Source organism: Paenibacillus sp. ISL-20, assembly GCF_018613005.1.
Classification (GTDB): domain Bacteria; phylum Bacillota; class Bacilli; order Paenibacillales; family Paenibacillaceae; genus Paenibacillus_AQ.
The window spans coordinates 82,296-107,117 of sequence record NZ_JAGGRD010000061.1 but is presented as its reverse complement, the minus strand read 5'-3'; the positions used below and the strand labels follow the sequence as shown (position 1 = coordinate 107,117).

Here is a 24,822-nt window from a genome sequence, read left to right as displayed (position 1 = left end):
ATTGAAACATGTATTGGGACTTGTTCATGATGTTCATAAGTGTAGGCCTCGTGTCCTTTGGCGGCGGTTATGCGGTAATTCCGGTCATTCAGAAGGAGGTAACGGAAAAAGGGCTGCTGACTGCAGCGGAATTCCAGCAGACCGTGGCGCTAGCCGGTATGGCGCCCGGTTCGATCGCCACCAATACCGCTACGCTGATTGGCTATCAGTCCGCTGGCTATATCGGAGCAACCGTCGCAACTGCGGGCATCATCCTGCCGTCGCTGGTTGTCATCGTGCTGCTGTCCGCCCTCTTCTATCGCATGCGAGGCAATCCATATGTACAATCTTCTTTATATGGCCTGCGTCCCGTAACGACAGGACTCATTGTATATGCAGCTATTCATTTGGGGTATCCCGATGAGGGTGAAGGGCTCATTCAGGGCCTCATTCCTACGCTGCTGATTTGCGGGGCCTGTTTATTTCTCTTGCTGAAGTACAAACTTCACCCGTTGTTGATTCTCCTCATGGCCGGCGCTGCCGGTATTGTTTTATTCTAATTTGTACTAGAGAGGCGCAATCCGTCAGACGGCTCATAAGCATACTGATATGGGCCTCTTGGGTGCGTGAACGATCGGAAAAGGATACCCTTCTGACGCACAAAGAACAAGCCGGAATAAAATCGGCTTGTTCTTATTTTTCTTCTATTTCATGATCCGTTCCGAAATCCTCTTGGCCATCCACTCGTTTACTTCCCATAGATCAGTGACAGGAGTTCCTGTGAAGGGCAGCGTATGCATGTAACCGGAATTGGCAGGCCCGAATTCAGGCGTCATGCTGGTATAGCTGAACCCTTGCTCGCTCCGGTATTGGATAATTCGTTTCCACCACGTTTCAAATGCGGCCAGTTCCCGGCTATATTCGGGCGCTTCGGGATGGGGAACCTGCGGCCCCTGAGCGTAACCTACGCGCGCGTGTATATGGACGGCACGGCGAATAGCGACCTCCATGTCTTCCGCATAATCCTCCAGCATGGTCTCCGTCACACAGCACCAATGGCTGAAATCAGCCGTAATGCTCAGCTCAGGGAATTCCTCCAGCAAGCGGCGCGTTGTCCATGGCGTGAACATCGCCCGCGATCGATGGGTTTCATGGCCAATGGTAATGCCGACCTCTTGCTCGATCTTTAGCGCAGCTTCGAAAAAACGCAACTGGTCCTCTATCTTCATGCCATCCCGGGCACTATGGGACACGATCAATTTCGGATCGAAATCGGTTGCCCGGCGGACCTGCTCAGCGAAGGTTTCTTGATGGGGAACGGAAGTGACCACCTGGGCAATATAGTGAAGCTGCAGTTCGGCAAGCAGGTCTTTGAATTCGCGTTCCAGATCCCGAGGAGGCAGCGGGGTTTCAATCCCCGCGTAACCGGCCTGTGCAGCCCGCGTCAATTGGTCCCTGTAGCTTCCTTCCATGCCCCATAGGGCTTTATACAGCTGAATATTCAATTCGCGAATTCTCCTTTTCCCCTTCAGGTTATTCGTTGACGAATTTCGTTCCGGCTATATTCTTTCCGCGGGCCAGCCACACTTTAAAGCCCGGGTTCTTATCCGGATAGACCAACGCTTCCGTCGAGAAATACCGCATGGTGTAGCCGCAGCGACGGTATGGGCTAGTATTCGGCTCCGCGCCATGAATAATCCGCGAATCGTGAAGCGAGCATTCTCCCGCTTCCAACTCGAAGTAAACCGCTTGAGACTCATCGACGGAACCGCTCTTGATTTGGGTGTCGAACAAATTGCTCGCCCGATCTACTTCCTCATAATCCGAGAAACCGTTACGATGCGTACCCGGAATGACCCGCATGCATCCGTTTTCCTTCCAGCTGCGGTCGATCGCCAGCCATACGGTGATAATCTTGTCGAAGCTGCTTAATCTGCCATTCCAGTAGGCCGAATCCTCATGCCATGGCGTAGCACGTCCGACATGCGGATCTTTACAGATAAAGTGGCTGGACCACAACCCGATATTCGGACCAATGATCGGTTCAACCAGATCCAGTACCTCATCGGATAACAGAAAATCGAGCAGCCTTTCGTCACGGAAATGCGGCGTATCCAGCTCGTCGGATAATTTACTGCCCTTCTCCTCCAGCTGCTCTTCAAAGATCGATGTCAGAACCTGCATTTTTTCGGCACTAAAGAGCGGTTTCTTGTACAAGTAGTACCCATTTTCCTTATAAAACTCAACTTCTTGCTTCGAAAGGGCTTGCGTTGTCATCATCGTAACCTCCAGTCAAGTAGGGATTTCGTTAACTGTGGTCATTATATCCCGGACGGTCAGAGCCATACTGCGCATTCGTTAGGATAAATGCTGCATATCTTCGGTTTTCTCTGCCTTGTTGCGGTACTGTCGGGGGGACATTCCTTTTCGCTGACGAAACACCCTTTCAAAATGCCCCAATGTATTATAGCCGGAGACGTAACAAATTTCGGTAACAGGCAGCGAGGATGCCTGAAGCAGCGATTCGGCGAATTGCATTCTGACATTTTGCAGATAACGTTGAAAAGATTGCCCCACAGATTTCGAGAAACACTCGCTGAAATAAGTAGCCGAATATTGGGCCTGGCCCGCTGCATCCTCCAATCTCAAATCCTCACGGAAATGATGATGAATGTAGATCAGAGCCTTTTGCAGGTTTAAATTGAGCTGCCGATCTCTCGTCCCGTTCGTGGGCTGGATGCGATTTGCGGCGCTGCCACGATACAGATCCACCAACAGCCGCTGAAGCGTAGCCCGGATCACGATCTCGCTGCCTTCCCGCCAGGCTCCGTTTTCCTCCCTCATCCGTTCATAGTCGGCGAATACCCCCGGGAGCTGCTTCTCCTCAAGCTGTGCTTGCAGCAGACGTTTCCCGCCGAATAACCAATGGTAGACGTTATCATCCATCATAGCCTCGGTGAAAATGACATTATAAATTTCAAGAGGCCCCTCTTCCACGGAAACCAGCTCATGAAAATCGGCTGGCGTCAGCAAGAAGATGGTACCGGAAGACAGTGGATACGAGGAACCGTTGAGTCTGTGCTCCCCTTTTCCGGAAACCACATAACTCAGCTCGTAAAATTCATGCCAATGCAGCGGAATCGTCCCCGGATGAATGCCGTGAAATACCTGAACAGGCGCGTGGGGCTGCAATTGGTAATCTTCATTGGTTAGCCTGGGAGGCTGCTTGGTTTCCACTTAAGACGCTCCTTTTCACTTTTGATTTCACAATAATTCCAACACGGATAAGGGCGAACAGGCTAGAATCCTCTTCGAGCGATGTCCTGCCGGTGCGATTCGGCCAGCCTTTCGAAGTATCGAATGATGAAATCCCGGAACAGTACCGCAGTATGCATGAGGTATCGGTCCTCGGGCCAAGACAAGGAGATTGAGCGTTTGCACCAGCTTTCTTCGAGCCGCAGTTGGACGACATCAGGTCCGGTTGATCCGCCCCACGTAACGGCTGGCAGAAAGGCAACTCCCTGACCGGCTCGAATTAATCCTCGGACGGTGGCGGGATCGTCGCTCTCAAATCGGATACGGGGGGTAAATCCGGCAAGGCGGCAAAAAGCATCGGTTGTTTCACGCAGCGATTTACCCGGAGGCAGGGTAATGAAGCTCTCTTCCTTGAGCTCCTGCAAGCTGACATGGTTCCGACCCGCAAGCGGGTGCTCGGCGGGAACGGCAACCACGATATCCTCTTCGAGCAAGCAGACCGACGCTGTTCCTTTTGGTGGTGTTGCGACATCGGATAGGCACAGATCGAAGCTCGGCATACCTTCGAATGACGAAACATGCTGCTGCAATTGAAACTCTGCATTCGGCCATTCTTTGCGGAAATCGGCCAATAGATCCGGCAGTAAATGCGAGGAGACGCGAACATCAAGCGTGATGGCGGCGAGGGCGCTGCCGCTAGCATCCTGCAGCTGCAGCTTTCCATCCTCCAGCGCTTGCAGCGCGATATCCACTTGATGGAGAAACAGCTTGCCGTGCTCGTTCAGCTGTATCGTTTTACGCTCCCGTTCGAACAGCTTGGTTCCAAGCTCAGCTTCAAGCGACGCGATCATTTTGCTTAGTGCCGGCTGAGAGATATGTAGGCTATGGGCTGCTTTCGTCATGTGCTGCATTCGGGCGGCAGTCTGAAAATACTTTAATTGCAACAGTTCCATTTCGATCCCCACTTTCTACCATACATAACCTAGAAGTTATAATTAATATAAATCAATATATATTAGGGTTCATAAAATATACAAGATATAATAGTCTCAAATCGTAAGGATAGGAGACGATCAACTTGATCGTACAGACATTTTCAGGAAAAGTTGCAGGCGTAAAATTAAAAGGTACGTATGTATTCCGGGGCATCCCTTATGCAGCCCCGCCAATCGGTAAGCGAAGATTCAAGCCTCCGGCCCCTCCGCTCTCCTGGCTGGGCGTGAGGCAGTGCAATCAGTTCGGACCTATCGCACCGCAGAAGCATAATCCGCAAGGCTGCATGCCGGAGCTTGTGCAGTCCGAAGATTGCTTAAACTTAAATGTGTGGACATCAGGCGCAAGTGAAAAATTGAAGCCTGTCATGGTCTATATTCATGGCGGCGGGTTCGTGTCGGGTATGGGGGCGGAGTGCGATGGATCTCGATATGCAGCAGAGAATGGAATCGTCTACGTATCGATCAACTATCGGCTTGGTGCTTTAGGTTTCTTGTATTTGGGAGGACTGCTGGGTAAAGATTATGAAACCTCGGGCAATAATGGAATGCTCGATATCGCAGCTGCGCTGCAATGGGTTCAGTTTAATATTACCGCTTTCGGCGGCGACCCGTCACGAGTAACCGTCATCGGCAATTCTGCCGGGGCCAAATGCACGGCCGCACTTTATGTGATGAAGACGATACGAGGCCTTTTCCACCGGGCTATTGCCCAGAGCGGCGCGACGCAGTCGATACGAGATTGTCAAACCGCTAATGTCACGACTCTCCGGCTGCTAGAAGAGCTGGGATTATCTCAAGCCCAGGCGCACCAGCTGCTTGAACTTCCTGCGGAGAAAATCATCGAAGCGCAGTCAACGATCGGTTCCGATACCTCGCACAGCCTGCACATGTTCGGTCCGGTATCCGATGGCCATGTTATCCCCGTAGATCCCCTGGCGAGCCTAACTGGCAGCATCGGTCTGCCGCCGCTGCTGATCGGCACGAACGAGGATGAAGCGGCCATCTTCATTCATGATGATCTCGTGCTTCAATCACCGGACTTCGAGACACTCGAACGATTCTTCGGAGCGAATGCCGCTGTCGTGTGGGATGCTTATGGTCTTTATAATCAATCGATGTCATCGAGTGATGCATGGAACAAAGCGTTAACCGAGCACCTATATACGATTGGAGCGATGCAGCTCGCAGAAGCCGTGGCATCGTCCGGAACATCGGTGTGGATGTATCGGCTTCAATGCGGCGGCACACTCGGCGCGATACACGGTTATGAAGGCAGTCTCATCCATGCGGCGTTAACCCACAATCCTATGTCCACATTGCCCACCAATGAGGATCCATATGCTGTAACAGCTGAGAGTTATGCACTGGCAGGCGCCATGCGGGAAGCGTGGGTCGCATTTATACAAAGCGGAGATCCGAATATCCATGCGCTGCCGGCTTGGCCCGTCTATGGAAGCGGGCACGCCACTATGGTTCTGGACAAGATTTGCTGCGTTCGCGAAGACCTGCCGGTTCCGGCTGGGATCGGCGTTCCCCATCAGGTTTGGAGGATGGTCTGATGCAGTTGGTCGATATTGCCCTCGTTATGGTGCTGCTCGGACTCCTTCTCGGTTTCGTAGGTGCAGGCGGCTCAGGTTTCATTATATCCATCCTAACCGTCGTATTCGGTTATCCCATTCATACGGCACTGGGTACCGCACTGGCGGCGATGTTCTTCTCGTCGCTTTCCGGTTCTGTCAGCCATTACCGGGAAGGGAACATGGTACTGAAGACGGGGGTCGTCGTCGGCTTGGCCGGTGCGGCAGGGGCATGGGTCAGCTCGGGCTGGTCCTCGCTTATTCCCGAGGATAAGCTGGGCTTCATGACATCCGGTATGCTGTTCGCCTCTGGACTAGCCTTATGGTTCAGGATGCTGTATGTCTCACGTCGGTCGAAGGCTTCCGGGGACTCGGTACCATCCGTCATTCATGACTTCCGATACTGGCTGCAGGCGCTGCTGATCGGACTCATCACTGGCGCCTTATCGGGGCTATTCGGAATCGGCTCCACCCCTTTCATCCAGTTAGGGCTTATGCTGATCCTCGGCATGTCGATGCGTTTTGCCGCCGGCACGACCATGCTGGTCATTATACCAATCGCACTGGCCGGAGGAGCCGGGTACTTCTCGATCGGGTACCTGGATGTTCAACTGCTCGTCGCTGTTGTGATTGGTACGATGTCCGGTTCGTATGTGGGAGCAAAGTTTACGAAGCGGGTACCCGTTATCTGGCTGAAAACCTGCATGGTCCTCACCCCAATGATTGGTGCTGCCATTCTATTGCTGTAGAGGTTAAAACAATAAAGCCGCATTGTATGCGGCTTTCAAATTCAATATGTTCTTATCGTCCGACACAACATACCAGTCAGTCATCTGACGCAACATTTCCAGTCGAACACACTCGTTCTATCCCTCTTCGCCGATCATTTGCAGCTCGATTTGTTTCATTTCATAAAAATATCCCTGTTGCTCCATCAGCTCTAAATACGTGCCCGCTTCAATGACTCTGCCTTGGTCCATCACCAGAATCCGGTCCATCTCTTCCAAGCCGGTCAGACGATGGCAAATCAGAAGAAGCGTGTCGTTAACCGCTTGCGCCAACAGATGCCGAAAAACACGCTGCTCCGTAACGTAATCCAGTGAAGACGTCGGTTCGTCCAGAAGCCATAACCGTCCTTCTCGGAGCATCGCCCGGGCCAAGGCTAAGCGCTGCTTCTCTCCATCCGACAAGTTCTCCCCTTTTTCATATACCATATCGTCCAGGGACTTATTCGGCAGCTGTACTTTATCCAGCATAACCAACAACGCCTGATCGGAATGATGTTCCTCATTCAACAGCAGGTTGTCCCGAACGGTGCCCCGAAAGAAATGACTGTGCTGCAGCACTACTCTTGAGGCTTGCCAAATGCTCGCTTCATCCAGTTCCTTAATCGAAGTATCATTTAAACGAATCTGGCCGTCTGTCGGTGTGCGCAGCTTGAGCAGCAATTCGATGAGGGTTGTTTTCCCTGATCCACTCGGACCAACAATAGCGGTTTTAGACCCCGGCGGAAGATAGAGGGAAATGTCCTTCAGCGCTGGACGCCATTCATCTTCATATTGAAATGAAACACCGCTTAGCTCAATGGAAACGGCTTTCTCGACGGAAAGGACACCGCTTGGCTGCGGCGGCTGCATATCTGCGGCAAGAACCGTTTCCGCAAGCCGCTTAGCCGCATGTTCGCTATCCAGCTTATAAGCGGGCAGTGTGGCCATTGGCGCAGCTTCTTCAAACACCGTAAGCGAAGCCATGACCAGCATGGCGAGAAACACGCCGGCAAGCGAGCCGTCCATAATCAAAAAGGCGCCAAGAATCAGTACGCCCCACGAAATCAGATACGTTACAAAAACATGCAGTGATTGCCCGCGCAGCAAATGCCGGGCTGCCGCTTGCTGTTCCGCTGCCAATGCGGCGGAGGTACGCTGCAGCTGCTGCTCGCGCTTGTTCATTTGCCCGTATACTTTCAAATCGCGGAAACCGTAAAGCAGTTCGGTCACTTCTGTGGAAAGCGCCGCTCGCTCTTGGCGAACGCGGCCATATATCCTTCTCTGTCCAAGAAGAACAAGTGCAGGAACCACAAAAGCCGTTGCCAGCATCCCCAGCACAAACAAACAGGCAATCCAGAATGAAAAGGCGGAAGTAAACAAAACCGTAGCCAGAAAGACCATGACAACAATGACAGGCGGATAGGCGACACGCAGAAAGTAATGCTGTAAGCTCTCCACATCCCCGACGATCCGTGCGAGCAGTTCTCCGCTCCGTTTTTTGCCCAATATCCCTGGCGTCAAAGGAACAAGCTTGGCAAAAAAGGATGTACGCAAACGGCTGAGCAGAGAGAATGTCGCCCGATGGGAATACAAGCGTTCCGCATAGCGGCTTGCCGCCCGCAGCAGACCAAGTATTTTTACCAGGGACGTCAGCACAATCAAGGTATAGAGCGGCGGGGCAAATACAGTCTGGGAAATCAGATACCCGCTTGCGGCGAAGAGGCATACACCTGCGATGCCGGCAACGAATCCTCCAATGATGGCGATGGCAATATCCTTCCGTTCCTGAATCATCGCCTTGGTTAAAATAGCCAGCTCATTCATGCGAGTCCCCCTTTCCGCTGGGCATCCACCAGTTCAGCATATTGGGGCAGACGCGCAAGAAGCTCATCATGGCGCCCACTGTCCAGCAGCACTCCGTTGTCCATAAACAATATCCGGTCGGCATGCCGTATCGTGTACAAGCGGTGCGCCACGGTAATCATGGTCGCTTTGCTTGCAAGCTCGGCAATGGACCGCTGTAAGACGCGTTCGGTGTGCAAGTCTAATCCGACGGTGGGTTCATCAAACAAAATAACGGCAGGCCGCTTCAAAAAAGCACGTGCCAGCGCTAGCCTCTGCTTCTCGCCGCCCGACAACCCCCGGCCCCCTTCGCCGACAAAGGTGTCATAGCCCTGTTCCAACTCGGCTGCAACCGCAGCTAGTCCGGCGGCCTCCGCCGCCTGCACGACTTCGCCCCTGGAGGCGTCCCTGCCCGCACCAATCGCAATATTGTCGGCAAACGTGCCGGCAAAAATATACGGATGCTGGGTAATGTAGCTAACATGATCAAACCAGTGAGCCTCATCGTACCCCGCAAGCGGACGTCCGTTCACCAGCACTTCTCCCGACGTCGGCGCAAGCAGCCCGGCAATCACATGCAGCAAAGTGGTTTTACCGGATCCGCTTTTACCGACAATGGCGATTTGCTCCCCTGGTCCAAACGACATGGAGCCGACTGCAAGCTCGAACGAATCCGGCGCATACCGAAACCGGACATCCCTCAGTTCGATGGATGGCGGCATTCGAATCAAACCCAAGTCGGCTGTCTCAGGCTTATCCGCCGTATCCATCTGATCACCCCTGTTTGTCCTGTCCTTTTTCCCGGCGCCCTCTTGCCCATCTGTCACTGCTCCTGCTTCCCTGGTTTCCGTGAGCATCTCCTCTACTTTTCGGACAGCCCCCATGCTGGTACGACCGCTATGAAAAGCAGTTCCCGTGTTTTTTAGCAGGCTATAAAACTCGGGCACCAGCAGCAGGATCAAAAAGGCAGTGTGGAAGGAAAGCGATTTGAAAACCAGCAGCTGCAGCGCCAGCTCAAGCGCGACAACGCCAATGCTAAGCATAACGATGGATTCCAGCATGAAGGTGTTGGTAAACGCAATCCGTAAAATGCCCATCGTTGCATCCCGATAGCCCAGGCTGCTGCGTTCAATTTCCTGTTGCTGATGATCCGTCCGACCAAACAGTTTGAGCGAAACCAGCCCTTGAAGAGAGTCGAGAAACGTACCGGAAAACTCGGCCAGCTGTGCGAATTTCTCCTCCGATTTGTTCTTCGTTTTCAGCCCCACAAGCACCATAAAAATCGGGATAAAGGGGGCGGTAACCAGCATAATCAAGCCGGAATTCATATGCTTAGTAAAAACAATGACCAGAATCAGGACGGGAATGATGGCGGCTTCTATCATACGCGGCATATACTGGCTGAAATAACTGTCCGCCTCATCCACCGCATCCAGCGCCACACTGACCTTTCCGCCCGTTTGTCCACGAAGCGTTGAAGCTACGGAAGCATGGGCCAGCTTACGCAGCACCGCTGCTCGCATCTCCGTCTTGGCGCTTGCAGCCATGTGCAAGCCAATGATCCCGTTTCCATAAGACAGCAGCGTCCGCGCAGCCATCACAGCCAGCAATGCGCCAAGTATGACAACAACCGACGAAAAGGAAGCCCGCTGCACAAAAATCCTCTGGACCGCTTCGGCGAGCAGCGCGGCCTGGCCTGTCATGGCTGCACCGAGTGCAAGCGACATAATCCCCAAGAGAATAATACGTTTCCTTTGTGCTGACATTTGCTGAGACAGCAGACTGGTTTTCCCCTGCAAGTAACTCCCCTCCTTTATACCAAACCACTGCAAGGTACTCCTAAATGAAGTGATACCCACGCACGATTATTATTTTTTGCCTTTTACATAATCCGCATCAAACAGGAATAGCCTGAAGACCAGTATAAGGGATGGAATCAGCAGGCAGAGGCCGCCGATAAAGGCCGCCACAAGCGCAGCACCCATCGACTCATGCGTGGCTCCGCTTTGAATGGTAATGTACGGATCCAGAATATAAGGATATTGCCCGATACCGTATGCAAAAAATGCACAGAAAAATTGCAGCATGACACAAATAAAAGCGAGTCCGTAGCGGCGTCCTTTGTACAGCAGCCAAATGGCTATCATGAAAAAACCAACGGAAAGCGCCAGCAGCCACCATAAATCCATCATGTTTTGAAAATGCCGCTCATTATGTTGACTGAGGAAAATAAATGCCGTGAGCGCGGCAATAATGGTTGGCGTACTCCAGAACAGGGCATATGTCCGCACCAGCTTTAGCGCCGGCTGATCGTCCGCTCGGGAGGCGTAGAAGGCCAGGAACGACCCGCTTATAAACAGTACCGATACGATGGCCAATGCGACGATGCTCCACGACAACGGGCTCGTCATCAGCGTCCAATATTCCAGAGAAACAGCTCCACCTCTTTCCACAATAAAACCGCCTTCGGAAAGCGTTAATGCTACCGACAAGGAAGCCGGAATGAGCAAACCTGTGGCCCCATATAAAAACAGATACACGATGTTTTCTTTGGAGCCGTAATTTTCAAACGCGTAAAAGGAGCCGCGGATCGCCAGCAGAATAATGGCGATGCTTCCCGGTATAAGCAGCGCAGAGCCATAATAATAGGCTGTGTCCGGGAAAAAACCGACGATGCCGATAAAGAAAAAAACAAAAAACACATTGGTAATCTCCCAGACCGGCGATAAATAACGGGATATCAATCGATTGATCAGGTGGTCCTGCTTCGTCAGACGGGCATAGAAGGCAAAAAAACCGGCGCCGTAATCAATGGAAGCTATAATTAAATAGCCGTATAAAAACAGCCAAAGAACAGAGATGCCTATCAACTCGTAATGGATCATACCGGCTCACCCTTTCCCGTGGATTGATCGCGTTTCTCTTTCACGAACTCGTCCAGCTCGGCTTCTGCCGGTTTGTTACGGAACAAACGTCTCAGGACAAAGACACACATGGTCCCAAGAACAATATACAGTAGCAGGAAGAGGAAAAAGAGAATCCTCACATTCGGTGAAGTCGTAGCCGCCTCCTCTACGCGCATATATCCGCGGATAATCCACGGCTGCCGCCCGAGCTCCGCATAGAACCAGCCCATTTCAACGCCCAAAAATGCGAGAGGCGCACTAAAAATAATGGCCCGAAGCAGCCACTTGTTGAGCTCATTGCGTCTCTTCCAGAACAAAAACAGGAAATACAGGACCGCAACGGCTAACATAACAAAACCGATCCCGGCCATGAAATCAAACAAATAATGGACCAGCAGAGGCGGCCTTTCATCAAGCGGAAACTCCTCCAGCCCCTTTACCTCGGCATCAAAGTCCCCAAAGGCCAGGAAGCTGAGTGCTTTCGGAATGTGGATGGCTCCCATTACCTTCTGCTCCGCATTAAGCCAGCCCAGTAATATCAAATCCGCACCGCTTTCCGTTTTAAAATGCCATTCTGCAGCGGCCAGCTTCTCCGGTTGATGCTCCGCCAAAAACTTGGCCGACATATCCCCGGCTAAGGTTGTCAGCAAGCTGAACACCAGAACAACCGCCATCATGAGCTTCAATGCTTTCTTGTAATATGCCGAGGGCCCTTTTCTCAGAATAACGTAGGCTGCGATTCCCGCCAGCAGGGCAGCTCCCGTCAAATAGGCCGAGGTTAGTACATGGAATACTTTTGAAGGCGTCGCCGTATTCAACATCGCTTGCAGCGGGTTAACCGCCGTAAAGTGGCCTGCCTCCATGACAAAGCCTCCAGGCTGATTCATGAATCCGTTCACCGTCGTAATAAAAACAGCGGACATGCCTGCCCCGGCAACAATCGGAATCGTCAGCAGCCAATGGATATACGGGTTGCGGAACCGATCCCACGTGTACATATATATCCCCAGGAAAATGGCTTCAAAAAAGAATGCAAAAACCTCCATAAATAACGGGAGCGCGATAACATTCCCCGCCACTTGCATAAAGTTCGGCCAAACAAGCGCGAGCAGCAAGGAGATCGCCGTTCCAGTCACCACGCCAACGGCCACCGAAATAACGAATCCTCGCGTCCATCTTTTGGCCATGAGCATGTAATGGGGATCCTTTTTACGTATACCGACAAATTCGGCAATGGCAATCATTAACGGAACACCGACGCCAACCGTGGCAAAAATGACATGAAACGCCAAGGTTAGCCCTGTCAGCCATTTGCTCCACAGCACCGTATCTATAACCACGAGATACTGCCTCCTTTCAAACCCTGTTCATTCGTTGATCGGGATTGACCCTAATAAGTACATACCCGATATTTAAACGTTATTATAACGAAGCAATGTCTCAAATGAATCACGAAAGCCTCTCGTTCAACAAACAATCGTATCTTTCCGACAACTCGGTGAAAAACAAAAAAATCACTCCATCGAGTCATTGTACTATTAACCGATGTATGGTATTTGAAGCTGCATGCTTATCTACTCATACACTCGATAAAAGGAAAAAGTCCCCGTAAATACGGGGACCAGGCACTCTTCTTTGAATGAAACAACTGACTATTCTGCAGGTATAACCGTAGATTCTCTCACGATAAGTTCAGGGTCAATCCGAACATTGCCCCCGCGTTTCATCGTACCATCCATACGCTTCAGCAGCATTTCCGCTGCGGCAAGCCCAATCCGGTCAGTAGGCTGCCGGACCGTTGTCAAATGGGGGCGCAGCTTGGATGAGATATACTGATCGTCATAGCCGACAATGGCTACCTGTTCTGGAATCCGGATGCCTTCTTCCAGAAGAGCATTTATGACCCCGAGCGCGATATTGTCATCGCCTGCAAATACGGCGGAAGGAAGTCGCCCTTCCTGCAGCCATTTGCGGCAAATATCATAACCAAAGTCGATTTCGAAATCGCCCGTAATCATTTCGAACGGCGCCAGGCTCTTTTCCTTAAGTGCCTGCAGAAAACCGCTTCGGCGTTCCCTCGTACTGCGGAACATATCCTGCCCGCTTAAATGCGCAATGGAAGTATGGCCGAGATCGAGCAGGTGCTTCGTTGCGGTATAACCGCCTTTGTAGTTGTCTATGGTGACGGAAAAAGCGTCATTATCCGGCTTCTGGTTGTCAATCAGGACATAAGGGATATTGCGCCGTTTCAATTCGACGATATAGTTGTCTTCTTCCATTGGCGAGAGCAGAATCAGTCCGTCCACGCGGTCTTCCTGAATCAGATAATGGGCTTCGTCAGAGCCTATGCCCGTAGAGACCGAAATGGCCAGGAAATAACCGTGAAGTGCCAGCACTTCATTCAACTCCTTGACCACAGCGTCGAAGAAGGAGTCCTGAAGGGTGGTCACGATCAAACCGACAATCCCTGTCTTACCGCGGGCTAAACTCCGAGCGGCAGCATTAGGACGGTAATCAAGCTCCTTGATGGCTTCCAGAACCTTTTGTCTGTTTTTCTCTCGAACAGATTCGGCGCCGTTTAAGACACGTGAAACCGTTACAACGGACAGGCCTGATTTTTTTGCTACGTCAAATATACTAACCTTCATTGTTTATACTCCTTGCGGCGGATTTTCCGTACGTTTACATTGGCTTAACACTAGTATACATGGACGGAGGCCTGGCCGCGAAGCTAAATTAACAGATGCACCGCCCCTTTCGGGGCGGTACCATAGTCTGCATTAACGTTTGATAATTTCCATGACTTTTTTCTGAATCGTTGGCATCACTTCTTCAACGGTTTTGTGTCCGGTATCGATCGGCTGCATTTCATTGATGAACATATCATTAATTTGCGAGTAGTTGGTGATCAAGTGATTATAGGATTCAAAACCGTATTTCACAGCGCCTTCATACACCTTTTTCACATCTCCCGGATCGATGCCCTCAAAATGCTTGTAATAAGCTTCAGCTGCCTTCGTATTGACAGGTGGATTGCCGCCGCTCAGGTCAATGGATTTTTCCTGAACTTCTTCGCTGACCAGATATTTGATCCATTCAAAAGCTTCCTTCGGATGCTTGGAACCTTTCAGAATAAAGAGTGGATCGACGAACAGCACGCTGCGGATCTTGTCGTTGCCGCCGGCAGGAACTGCAGCCACGCCGACCTCGAACGGAAAGTCATTGGAGCCTGCAAGGCTCCAGGAGCCGCTGACGGTCATGCCAACCTTGCCGGTTACGAATGCATCGCCATTTTGCCCCGCTACGCTCTTACTCCATTCCGTCGTCGGGGAAACCTTATCTTTCAAAATCAGGTCAAACAGTTTGTTGTAGGTTGCCATCACTTCAGGAGAATCAAAATGAGTCTCCGAAGGCACGCCGCCGTTGGTCCAGGTATCCTGGGAGTAAGGCTCAACGCCGAAATACAGCGGGCGCATATCGCGTTCGGACCATGTGAAGTCGACGCCATACTGTGTTTTAGCGATATCGTCGGATACATGCGTCATTTTCTTGGCTTCTTCAACCATTTTGTCAAACGTCCAGCTCTTGTCCTCGTAATCGCTTGGAGGATAAGGAACATTGGCAGCATCGAACATATCTTTGTTATAGAGCATGAGGGTCACATACATATTGACCGGAATCCCGTATACATGGTCTTTGATGGTATAGATGTCCATGAGGTCATCCGGGATGCTGTAATCGGATGCTTTAAATCCGTCTTCCTCTATAATGTCGTTCATGTCAAGCAGCATATCTTTGTTAAAATATTCCGCAAAACCGCCGTAGCCATAGTGGCTTGTCACGTCAGGCGATTTACCGCCAGCGATCAGCGTTTGCAGCTTGCTATCAAACTGCTCGTAAGGAGCCTTTTCTATTCTGACCTTGATGTTAGGGTGTTTGGCTTCAAAGTCCGGAACCAGCTTCTCAATAAAAGTCCGGTCTTCCGAATCCATCGTGTAATGCGTAATGGTTACTTGCTCGCCTGAAGAACCGCTGCTGTCGCCTTTGCCTTCGGGAGCCACTTCTCCCGCTGATTTGCCACCGGTGCAGCCGGACAATGCCAATACGACGAGCATGCTGAACGCAAGCAGAAGTGCATAGGTCTTTTTAATCCTTCTTTTTTTCATGAACTACAGTCCCCCATATACTCAAGTTTGTTTGCCGCCGCTGCGGCGGGGTCTTTACTTGATGCCTGTAAGTACAATTCCTTCAACAAATCGTTTCTGGGCTATCGCAAATAAGGTGACAATCGGCAGCATGGCGAGCACGGAGGCAACCATGAGTAGATGCCACGGCGGAATGCGAAACCGTGACGAGGTGAAGGAAGACATACCGACCGGAAGCGTAAATTTATCCGATGAGCTTAGGTAGAGCACGGGTGTCAGCAGATCGTTCCAGCTGTAAATGAAGGCAAAGATGGCAACGGTTGCAAGTGCCGGACCAGACAGAGGCAAGGCAATCCGCCACCACATCCGCAGCTCGCTGCAACCGTCCATGCGTCCGGCGTCAAACAACTCATCCGGCAGCGTGGAGAAGAACTGGCGCAGCAAAAAGATGTTGTATGCCGAGCCGAAAAATGCAGGTACGATCAGCGGCAAGAACGTATCGATCCAGTTCAGCTTGGAAAAAAGAATGAACTGCGGGATCATAATCGCTGGATAAGGAAGCATCATGGTGCTGAGCATCAACATGAACCACAGGTTGCTGCCCTTGCCCCGGTATCTGGCAAAGCCGTAGGCTGCCAGCGCCGACGACAACAGAGTGCCGACCACGGTCAAAGTGCCGATAATGAGACTGTTCATGTACATTTGGCCGAAGTTTAGCGTTTCGAAAATTTCCTTGTAGTTGCTCCACTGCCAGGAATCTGGTAAAAAGGTTGGAGGAAACTTCAGGAGTTCCTTCTTCGATTTCAGCGAGGTCGAAACCATGAAAAACAAAGGCAGGAGCATGAGAAAGGTAGTAACCACTAAGGCAATAAAGCTGGCAATGCTTACGACATCGATTTTGCGCCGGCGTTTATTCGTAGAAGGTGAAGCCGAAGGACTGGCTGTCGGAATGGTTCTCATTTGCGTCCGCCTCCTTCATAGTGAACATAACGGTTCGAGAATTTCATAATTAGTGCTGTAAACAGCATGACAACGATCAGCAGAACCCACGCGAGAGCGGATGAGTATCCAGCCCGGTATTCTTTGAAGGCGCTGGTGTACAGGTTGTAAACATAGAACCATGTCGAGTAGTTAGGACCGCCCTGGGTCATGACGTACGCTTGCGTAAATACCTGGAAGGAGTCAATGACACCCATAATCAGCTGGAACAACAGCACCGGTGATATCATGGGGAGTGTCACATTCAGAAAAATCCGGAAGCGCCCCGCACCGTCAAGCTTGGCGGCTTCCACGAGACTTGCAGGCACGCTCATGAGTCCTGCGAGGAACAGAATCATGCCTGAACCTACTGTCCAGAAGGACATAATCATCAGAGCGTAAAGCGCATAATCCGGACTCATAAGCCAGGACGGGCCACTGATGCCGAACCAGGACAGAACGTAGTTGAACAGACCGATCGATGGATTGAAAATCCAGTACCACAGCAGTGACATCGCCACGCCGGATACCATGCTCGGAAAATACATGGCGGTCCGGAAAAATCCGCGGAACGGTATTTTCGTATTGAGCAGGAGCGCAAATCCGAGTGCCAGCAACAGTTGGATCGGTACGCTTATAAACGTATACCGCACCGTTACCACAACGGATTTCCAAAACAGATCATCTTGAAACATTTCGGTGTAGTTCGCCAGGCCGACATATTTCGGTGGGTGGATAATGTCATAGTCCGTGAAACTGTAATAAAGGGATGACAGAATCGGATACAAGGCAAACACCAGGAAACCGATAAGCCATGGAGCGATGAAGAGGTACATGTATAACGTCTGCCGTCGGCTTTCGCGATGGGTCACGGAAACACCAACCTTTCTTTTTATTTTGAAAATTATAACGCTTTAACTTTCAATATAAAGTTCCCCCTGTTTTCAGGGTTTCATAGGATGATGTATGTATAAAAGTTAAAGTGCTTTAATTTTCATATCCGGTCTGATGACATTATCATAGAGGATGATTTCTCAATTATCAACTGTTTTTTTGGAAAAATGAAAGCGCTGCATTGATTGCCGCTGCTGAAACCATTTGACGGGAAGTCTGCCAAAGGCTGATACAGAACGGTTTGTAGCCGATATCCAGACTCTGAAACATCATGAAATTTCTGCCAGGAAACAGCCTGAGCGAAGATGTATTAATTATCCACCATTCCAAGATCCAAGATACATGGAAGGGCGCATTTGCTTTGCTATCATTTGTTACAAGGGTATACTTCCTTCTGATGCTATTTTTAATGTATTTGCGAAAAACTGCAAGAACCATTTAAAAAACCTTCCAATGATCAAATAACGATCATTGGAAGGTTTTCGTTTCCCGAAGACCACAACCCTGTAGCTATTTACTTCCGAACGACAGTATAGCCTTATCCTTAAGCAGCTTCACAATGCCATGCTCACCCAGATAATGAGCTGACCCTACCACAATGAAATACTCTTCGTTTTTGCCGTTTTTCAAATATCCGTCGATTTTGTCTGCCATGCCGATGTTGCGGTCGATCAGCATCGCTTTATTATATTCCTCGTCACCCGACATGCTAACGCGATTATCCCATCGAGGTACATTTTCTTATTGGCATCTTCAAGCTAATATTCTTCACATCCACACGTTCTCTAGCTATAATTTTATTAAACTCCAGTATTTATTAGTCTAAATATGTGCTGCAATTGTAGTCATTATACTGTCTTTTTAACTTTACAATTATTGAACCATCTGGCTGATTAACTTCCTCAATTATTTTGTATTTTTTCCGTTTTCGTTCTAACCCTGCTTTGAAATCTTCCAACTCTCCTCGAACAGCTTTGGCAGCTACATCAAGCTCAACTTCCTCTTTCAACCGAAAATGAATGGTTTGCTCAACACATGCATAAAGAACACGTTTCATATGTTTTCCTCCTCATATTGTAATTAGATCGAATCCACTGGCAGATGGTGCATGCTCTTTTCTTCAAACTAATACCTTTTATTCTACTTGTACTTAAGAAGCAAAATACTTTTTTTTAAACTTTCAGAGGCTTTATCATCCGATATGTTAAGGGCATACCTCAATTCGTTTTTCAGCAATCTACATGCTGCTTCAAGAATGGATTTGTCTTGTGAGCCCAGTTTAAGTTCATATTGAGGAGCGCAGACCAAATCTCGAATTATTTCCGTTATGTTAAAGATATCTCCTGATTTCAGTTTTTTCTCTAATAGTTTCTTTCTTTCAGATGCAAGTAGAGGTAACTTGGAGAACTTCTCAAAGAAACGACTTTTTGATTCTTCTAACACCTCAGGGCTAGTAAGAGGTCGTATTCCCTGTTGTTCTGCAGAATTCTCTGGAATGTAGATATCCATTTTAATTTCTTCAAAGTAGACTTTGAAATATACTTTTTCTTTATCTTCATACAAACGTGTCACTCTATCCTTCAAAAGTCCCACACCATGCAATGGATAAAAAACCAAATCACCTTTATTAATTTCCATTCATGACGTTCCCCCTTAAGGTTAAAGAATCTTATACTTCAAGAAAATCCTGAATTCTTTCTTCTGAAAAACAATCACCCAATTTTCTTAAAGCCTTAATTAAAATCTGGTTAATACGTTGCCGAGTAACGCCATACAATTCTCCGATCTCTTGGAGAGTGCGCTCTTCACCATCGTCCAATCCAAAACGTAACCGAAGTACAGCTTCTTCCCTATTACTCAAAGTCTGAAGAACATTGTCTATCTTTTCCTTTAGAAGTTTTTGTCCTACGAGTTCCTCCGGCCTACTCTCACTAGTATCTTCAAGCAATTCCCCTAGTCTTATTTCTTTCTCTGTCCCAACCTGCAAATCGAGAGACATAACTTGCTTTTCCGCAATTTTTTTTATATTTAGAATTTTATCTATTGGCATTTTCATTTTGTGGACCAGTTCCTCCGGAGTAGGTTCTCGGCCAAACTCTGCATAAAAAAGTTCGGAACTCCATGTCCACTTCTTTAGCAACTCCACCATGTGTGTAGGAAGTCTTATAATTCTTCCTTTATGGATGATAGAATTTTCTATTGCTTGACGGATCCACCAGGTAGCGTAAGTACTGAACTTGAACCCTTTCTGAGAGTCGAACTTCTCGACAGCTCTTATAAGACCTATATTACCTTCCTGAATCAGGTCAAGAAGCGGCATTTCATGCCACTTATATTTGCTTGCGATATTGACAACTAGACGAAGATTAGCCTCTATAAATTTAATCTTGGCTGCCTCATCCCCTTGCTTGATTTTTCTTGCCAAATTCTTTTCTTCTTCATGTGAAAGAAGCGGCACTGTTCCGATATTATCCATGTACTGCCGAATGGAGTCTTTAAACTCTATTTTCTTCAACTGTTGTGCATGGACGGCTCTCTTCTCTTCAGATGTTCCTGCACGCTGTTCGACAGGCGTCTTGTACATGTGGCTCCTCCCTCCCTACAACTCTTTTTTTGCTGAGGAGCCCGTCCCGATAAATAATATATTTGAAAATGATGACAAACATAGAATTGAGTTTGACAACAAATTGTTAAAAGAATTATTCACACACAGCTTCTCTATCTTGTACTGAGTTATTCATTGTTCATTCAGAATTATCCGTCACATTATCACGCAATGAATCTTCATTTTCCTGCATTGTTACCCCTGTATTGCCATCAACAATTCCGTGCTCTGAATTTCGAATTTCATTTTCTAATGTGCTTGCTTCATCCGGGTGTTCCATAAAATATTTTTTTGCAGAATCTCTACCTTGACCTAGTCTTGTTTTCCCTCTGAAAAACCAAGATCCAGACTTTTGAACCATTCCGCGTTCAATTCCTAGATCGATGAGTTCTCCCATCTTTGAAATACCTTCACCATACATAATGTCAAACTCAGTTATTCGAAACGGAGGAGCCAACTTGTTTTTGACAACTTTAACACGTATGTGATTTCCTAAAATTTCAGTTCCATTTTTTATGGATTCTATTCGGCGAATATCCAGCCGTATGGAGGAGAAAAATTTTAATGCTCGCCCCCCTGAAGTCACCTCGGGACTGCCAAACATAACACCGATTTTCTCTCTCAACTGGTTTATGAAAATGATTAAACTGTTTGTTTTAGAGATTGTTCCTGTCAGTTTTCTTAATGCTTGGCTCATAAGACGTGCTTGAAGTCCCATATGGACATCACCCATCTCACCTTCAATTTCTGCACGAGGTACCAGAGCTGCCACTGAATCCACGACAATAACATCTACAGAGCCGGATCTTACTAATGCTTCTGTAATTTCTAAGGCTTGCTCTCCTGTATCAGGCTGGGAAATAAGCATTGAATCGATGTCAACACCCAATGCTTTTGCATACGTCGGATCTAAAGCATGTTCAGCGTCTATATAGGCTCCTGTTCCACCCATTTTTTGAATTTCGGCTATAACGTGAAGAGCTAGTGTCGTTTTACCCGATGACTCTGGACCATATATTTCTATCATTCGGCCTTTCGGAACACCACCTATTCCCAAAGCTAAATCAAGACCAATGGAACCTGTTGAAATGGTTTCGATAGTTCTGTTAATGGAATGTTCTCCTAAACACATAATAGCCCCTTTTCCATAGGTCCGTTCTATCTCCAACATTGCCTTTTCCAACATTTTCTTTTTTTCGAGGTTTATGGTCGCTGTTAGTTCACTGTCCAAATTAAGTTCCTCCTTATTAGTTAACAAACAGGGAAGCTTTCTTAACTCTTCACATGTCATAATAATAGTTAATATTGACTAAACACATCTTTACACTTGGTATTATCTCCTGATGTTTCATCTCAGACCAGCCCAACAATCTATTTGTTGTTTGAGTTATTTATAGCTAGGTCTTTAGATTTTCAATTCACTACTGAACCAAAGAGTTTAATATCAAGTTACAATTAATTATATCACATGCATGTCAAGCTGATATGATCGGTAAATTGTGAACATATTTCGAACCTTAATTCACACATAACTTAAAACGGGTAATAAAACCGCTGATCACCTTTTATTGATCAGCGGCAAGCTACTTGTGAACGTAAATTACTTTTCTAAATGGACTGTTCTAAATGTATTCGATTGCTCCATTTCGTGGAACTCTAATAAAAAATGATAGATTCTATCGCTTTCTTTTAGCGGAGGGCTTTTTCTTCGATGCTACTAACTCACGAGCAGATGCGGCAGCTAACTCCTGATCCTCTTTTTGTCGTTGCTTCACAGCTTCAATCTGCTTTTGGTTTTGATAATACTGACTGATTACATACTCTTGAATGTCAGAATCTTGCATCCACAAGTAATGTACGAAAGCATCAGGATAAATAAACCCTTTTTGTCCAATAGGTTCTGTAAATTCAATATCAATTCGATTGTCTGTGTTGCTAACAACAAACCCTTCACCGAAACGAATGTGCTCGACTTTTTGACTGATCAGATCCATCTCTTTCAGTTTCCCTTCAATTCATTTTTTAGAAATTTACCCGTGTAACTTGTTTCGCATTTTGAAACTTCCTCCGGAGTACCAAAGCAAACAAGCTCTCCTCCATGTATCCCACCATCGGGTCCTAAATCAATGATGTAATCAGCGTTTTTAATCACTTCCATACTGTGCTCGATGACCACAACTGTGTTCCCAGTATCGACTAGTTCATGCATGATATTTATCAACTGATGCACATCCGCTACATGCAAGCCTGTGGTTGGTTCGTCCATCACATAAAGGGTTTTCCCCGTGGCTGGCTTCAAGAGTTCTGTCGCAAGTTTGACCCGCTGGGCTTCACCACCGGATAACGTAGTAGACGCTTGTCCCAGTTCGACATAACCTAGTCCAACTTTGCAAATGGCAGCAATTCTTTTCCGTATTTTAGGCATGTTATCAAAGAAGTCTAGGGCTTCTTCTGCTGTCATAGCCAATACATCTGCAATATTTTTGCCCTTATAATAAATTTCTAGTGTTTCTCGGTTATAGCGTTTTCCTTTACAAACTTCACAAGGAACATACACATCCGGTAGAAAGTGCATCTGAACTCTCATAACCCCATCTCCAGCACAGGCTTCACACCGCCCCCCTTTGACATTAAATGAGAATCTTCTCGCTTCGTAGCCACGAACTTTTGCCTCAGTCGTTAATACAAAATGGGACCGGATCAGATCGAACACACCTGTATAAGTGGCTGGATTAGATCGCGGGGAACGCCCAATCGGGCTTTGGTCGATATGAATTACTTTGTCAAGAAACTCTATCCCTTCTATTGCCCTATACTTTCCTGGTTTTGTATGAGCTCTGTTAAGTTCTGCTGCTAATTTCTTGTATAAGATGTCATTTATTAGACTTGATTTCCCTGAGCCAGAAACACCTGTCACACAGGTAAGTGTACCTAAAGGTATATAGACATCAATATCTTTCAAACTATTTTCTGCTGCTCCAGTTATCTCTAATTTGTTTCCATTACCAAGTCGCCTTTTTTTAGGTACTTCGATTCGTTTTTTGCCGGATAAATACTGGCCGGTTATAGAGTCAGGTTTGTTCATTATCATTTCTAGTGTGCCTTGTGCAACTAACTCCCCGCCGTTTTTTCCTGCTCCCGGACCAATGTCTATAATCCAATCTGCCTGCCGAATTGTTTCTTCGTCATGTTCCACAATAAGGAGTGAATTTCCCTGATCACACAAATCCCTTAGAGCTGTTAACAAGAGAGAATGGTCACGCTGATGTAATCCAATAGATGGCTCATCCAGAACATAAAGTACACCAGTCAATCCTGAACCAATTTGCGAAGCTAACCGGATCCGCTGGCTCTCACCACCAGACAGTGTACTAGAAACACGAGAAAGCGTTAGATATGTCAATCCCACCTTTTTCATAAACAAAAGTCTCGCCCGGATTTCGCTGAGAATTGGAATTGCAATTGTCTTTTTAGCTCCTGGTAGTTCCAGGTTCGACACCATATCAACAGCATCATTAACAGATAATTTACAGAAATCAGTGATATTGAGTCCACCAACTGTTACCGCGAGAGCTTGAGGTGACAAACGGTCCCCCAGACAGGCTGGACATGGTGGAGCAGAATGCTCGTCATCAGTTTCTTTCTGTACATTTAATAAATGTTCATAATCCCCCGTCTGGAGGTGAATGCCTAGCCCATGACATGACTGGCATGCTCCCAATTGATGATTAAACGAGAATAACCGTGGTGATAACTCCGGGAGTGATTTTCCACAGATGGAGCAGCTGAAACTCTGGGAGAAACATGTTTCTTGCATACTCATATAATCATAGATCATAACCATATCTCCAGAGAGTGAGAGTGCGATTTCAAGTGAATCTACCAAACGTTGAGTATCCTCTTCTCTGACAGTAAGTCTATCTACAACGATATCAATTGTATGGTTTTTTCCTTTATCGATTTGTATTTCATCCGACAAGTTGTGAAATGTTCCGTCTATACGAACACGTGCAAAACCATTTTTTCGAGCTTCATCCAATACGTTGCTATGTTCTCCTTTTTGTCCACGTATGATTGGAGCAATTACCGCAAATTTAGTACCTTGAGACAACTGATAAATCCGCTCGACGATTTCATCAACAGATTGACGTCCTATTTCCACTTTGCAATCCGGACAATGTGGTGTTCCTGCTCTTGCCCAGAGAAGACGCAGATAATCATAAATCTCTGTCATCGTTCCTACTGTGGAGCGCGGATTTCTTGAAGTCGTTTTCTGTTCAATCGCAACAGCGGGAGAAAGTCCTTCAATAGAGTCAACATCAGGAGTTGTAGCTTGTCCTAAAAATTGTCGGGCATAGGCTGACAAAGACTCGACGTATCTCTTCTGCCCCTCAGCATACAAAGTATCGAAGGCTAGGCTTGATTTCCCTGATCCGCTTACACCCGTGAAAACTACGATTTGATCACGCGGCACATCCACATTAATATTTTTCAAATTATGCTCTCTTGCACCTCTGACATTTATAAATTTTTGCATGATAATCCTCCCTTGGTAATGCAAAATAGGATAGACAAAACTTAAAGATTCTCCTTATCTCATCCTGAATCCAGATTCAATAGCTCAATATTAAACAAGTGTTCTTGCCTTCTCTTTTAGTGTTTTTGTGAACTTATATGGCTTCCGATTGTACTGTAAGCGGTGATTTTGTTGTTCTCTTCTATAAATGTTCACTTTGATTTCCAAGTTGGCAACTTCTTTTTGAAATTTTGAAATGTAGTTTTTAGTGTAATTAAGTCCACTTTGTTCATTTGCACAAAAATGTACCTTTAAAAGGAATCCATTAGTACTTATTTCAAATTTGTAATGATTCATTAACAC

Annotated in this window: 23 protein-coding genes and 1 pseudogene; 3 read left to right on the top strand and 21 right to left on the bottom strand. The window is 47.6% G+C overall.

From position 1 onward, the window contains the following. The first annotated feature begins 8 nt into the window (after positions 1-8). Positions 9-539 (top strand): chromate transporter, encoded by a 531-nt coding sequence (locus J7E85_RS28710; RefSeq protein WP_215163319.1) that lies wholly within the window; start codon positions 9-11, stop codon positions 537-539. A gap of 144 nt (positions 540-683) precedes the next feature. Here the strand turns inward: J7E85_RS28710 and J7E85_RS28705 are convergent, their stop codons facing one another. The 4 genes from J7E85_RS28705 to J7E85_RS28690 all read right to left on the bottom strand — a co-directional run bounded on the left by J7E85_RS28705 (position 684) and on the right by J7E85_RS28690 (position 4,187). Further along, positions 684-1,484 (bottom strand): sugar phosphate isomerase/epimerase family protein, encoded by an 801-nt coding sequence (locus J7E85_RS28705; protein ID WP_215163317.1) that lies wholly within the window; start codon positions 1,482-1,484, stop codon positions 684-686. A 28-nt stretch (positions 1,485-1,512) separates the two neighbouring features. After that, complete coding sequence (locus tag J7E85_RS28700; protein ID WP_215163316.1) at positions 1,513-2,259, bottom strand: phytanoyl-CoA dioxygenase family protein; 747 nt, start codon at positions 2,257-2,259, stop codon at positions 1,513-1,515. Between the two features lie 78 nt (positions 2,260-2,337). Continuing rightward, positions 2,338-3,216 carry an AraC family transcriptional regulator gene (locus tag J7E85_RS28695; protein WP_215163315.1) on the bottom strand — a complete coding sequence of 293 codons (879 nt, stop codon included), beginning with the start codon at positions 3,214-3,216 and terminating at the stop codon, positions 2,338-2,340. Between the two features lie 62 nt (positions 3,217-3,278). Beyond that, positions 3,279-4,187, bottom strand: coding sequence for a LysR family transcriptional regulator (locus tag J7E85_RS28690; protein WP_215163314.1), 909 nt, complete (start codon positions 4,185-4,187; stop codon positions 3,279-3,281). Positions 4,188-4,312: 125 nt separating this feature from the next. On the opposite strand from J7E85_RS28690, the gene J7E85_RS28685 reads away from it, so the two are divergent. Beyond that, complete coding sequence (locus J7E85_RS28685) at positions 4,313-5,788, top strand: carboxylesterase/lipase family protein (RefSeq protein ID WP_215163313.1); 1,476 nt, start codon at positions 4,313-4,315, stop codon at positions 5,786-5,788. Further along, positions 5,788-6,555: a sulfite exporter TauE/SafE family protein gene (locus J7E85_RS28680; RefSeq protein WP_215163312.1), complete on the top strand. Its 768-nt coding sequence runs from the start codon at positions 5,788-5,790 to the stop codon at positions 6,553-6,555. The genes J7E85_RS28685 and J7E85_RS28680 overlap by 1 nt, the downstream gene beginning before the upstream one ends. Positions 6,556-6,672: 117 nt before the next feature. Here J7E85_RS28680 and cydC read toward each other — a convergent pair whose 3' ends face one another. From cydC to J7E85_RS28595, 17 genes and pseudogenes are all read right to left on the bottom strand, one after another. Then, on the bottom strand, positions 6,673-8,397 hold the full coding sequence (cydC, locus tag J7E85_RS28675) for a thiol reductant ABC exporter subunit CydC (RefSeq protein ID WP_215163311.1): 1,725 nt from the start codon (positions 8,395-8,397) through the stop codon (positions 6,673-6,675). Beyond that, on the bottom strand, positions 8,394-10,214 hold the full coding sequence (cydD, locus tag J7E85_RS28670) for a thiol reductant ABC exporter subunit CydD (RefSeq protein ID WP_215163310.1): 1,821 nt from the start codon (positions 10,212-10,214) through the stop codon (positions 8,394-8,396). The genes cydC and cydD overlap by 4 nt, the downstream gene beginning before the upstream one ends. Positions 10,215-10,283: 69 nt before the next feature. Then, on the bottom strand, positions 10,284-11,300 hold the full coding sequence (locus J7E85_RS28665) for a cytochrome d ubiquinol oxidase subunit II (protein WP_215163309.1): 1,017 nt from the start codon (positions 11,298-11,300) through the stop codon (positions 10,284-10,286). Beyond that, positions 11,297-12,661, bottom strand: a complete 1,365-nt coding sequence (locus J7E85_RS28660) for a cytochrome ubiquinol oxidase subunit I (RefSeq protein ID WP_215163308.1) — start codon at positions 12,659-12,661, stop codon at positions 11,297-11,299. Before J7E85_RS28660 ends, J7E85_RS28665 begins: the two co-directional genes overlap by 4 nt. Positions 12,662-12,973: 312 nt before the next feature. Next, positions 12,974-13,969 carry a LacI family DNA-binding transcriptional regulator gene (locus tag J7E85_RS28655; RefSeq protein WP_215163307.1) on the bottom strand — a complete coding sequence of 332 codons (996 nt, stop codon included), beginning with the start codon at positions 13,967-13,969 and terminating at the stop codon, positions 12,974-12,976. A 132-nt stretch (positions 13,970-14,101) separates the two neighbouring features. After that, positions 14,102-15,487 (bottom strand): ABC transporter substrate-binding protein, encoded by a 1,386-nt coding sequence (locus J7E85_RS28650; RefSeq protein WP_215163306.1) that lies wholly within the window; start codon positions 15,485-15,487, stop codon positions 14,102-14,104. Positions 15,488-15,541: 54 nt separating this feature from the next. Next, positions 15,542-16,426 (bottom strand): carbohydrate ABC transporter permease, encoded by an 885-nt coding sequence (locus tag J7E85_RS28645; RefSeq protein WP_098741848.1) that lies wholly within the window; start codon positions 16,424-16,426, stop codon positions 15,542-15,544. Then, entirely contained in the window at positions 16,423-17,280 is an 858-nt protein-coding gene (locus J7E85_RS28640; RefSeq protein WP_076326042.1) for a carbohydrate ABC transporter permease, read from the bottom strand. Before J7E85_RS28640 ends, J7E85_RS28645 begins: the two co-directional genes overlap by 4 nt. A 205-nt stretch (positions 17,281-17,485) precedes the next feature. After that, on the bottom strand, positions 17,486-17,776 hold the full coding sequence (locus J7E85_RS28635; RefSeq protein ID WP_215163305.1) for a hypothetical protein: 291 nt from the start codon (positions 17,774-17,776) through the stop codon (positions 17,486-17,488). 76 nt (positions 17,777-17,852) lie between these two features. Further along, positions 17,853-18,049, bottom strand: a pseudogene (locus J7E85_RS28630) (TraB/GumN family protein); the annotation flags it as partial. Between the two features lie 106 nt (positions 18,050-18,155). Continuing rightward, the gene (locus tag J7E85_RS28625; RefSeq protein ID WP_215163304.1) at positions 18,156-18,395 is read right to left on the bottom strand and encodes a hypothetical protein; all 240 of its coding nucleotides are present in this window, start codon (positions 18,393-18,395) and stop codon (positions 18,156-18,158) included. An 83-nt stretch (positions 18,396-18,478) separates the two neighbouring features. Continuing rightward, positions 18,479-18,976: a CarD family transcriptional regulator gene (locus J7E85_RS28620; RefSeq protein WP_215163303.1), complete on the bottom strand. Its 498-nt coding sequence runs from the start codon at positions 18,974-18,976 to the stop codon at positions 18,479-18,481. A 31-nt stretch (positions 18,977-19,007) separates the two neighbouring features. Beyond that, positions 19,008-19,922, bottom strand: coding sequence for a sigma-70 family RNA polymerase sigma factor (locus tag J7E85_RS28615; RefSeq protein WP_215163302.1), 915 nt, complete (start codon positions 19,920-19,922; stop codon positions 19,008-19,010). 160 nt (positions 19,923-20,082) lie between these two features. Beyond that, positions 20,083-21,129: a recombinase RecA gene (recA, locus tag J7E85_RS28610; protein WP_251036117.1), complete on the bottom strand. Its 1,047-nt coding sequence runs from the start codon at positions 21,127-21,129 to the stop codon at positions 20,083-20,085. Between the two features lie 490 nt (positions 21,130-21,619). Beyond that, on the bottom strand, positions 21,620-21,937 hold the full coding sequence (locus J7E85_RS28605; RefSeq protein ID WP_215163300.1) for a hypothetical protein: 318 nt from the start codon (positions 21,935-21,937) through the stop codon (positions 21,620-21,622). A 5-nt stretch (positions 21,938-21,942) separates the two neighbouring features. Next, entirely contained in the window at positions 21,943-24,480 is a 2,538-nt protein-coding gene (gene uvrA / locus J7E85_RS28600) for an excinuclease ABC subunit UvrA (RefSeq protein ID WP_215163299.1), read from the bottom strand. 90 nt (positions 24,481-24,570) lie between these two features. Beyond that, positions 24,571-24,816, bottom strand: coding sequence for a hypothetical protein (locus J7E85_RS28595; RefSeq protein WP_215163298.1), 246 nt, complete (start codon positions 24,814-24,816; stop codon positions 24,571-24,573). Between the last annotated feature and the right edge of the window lie 6 nt (positions 24,817-24,822).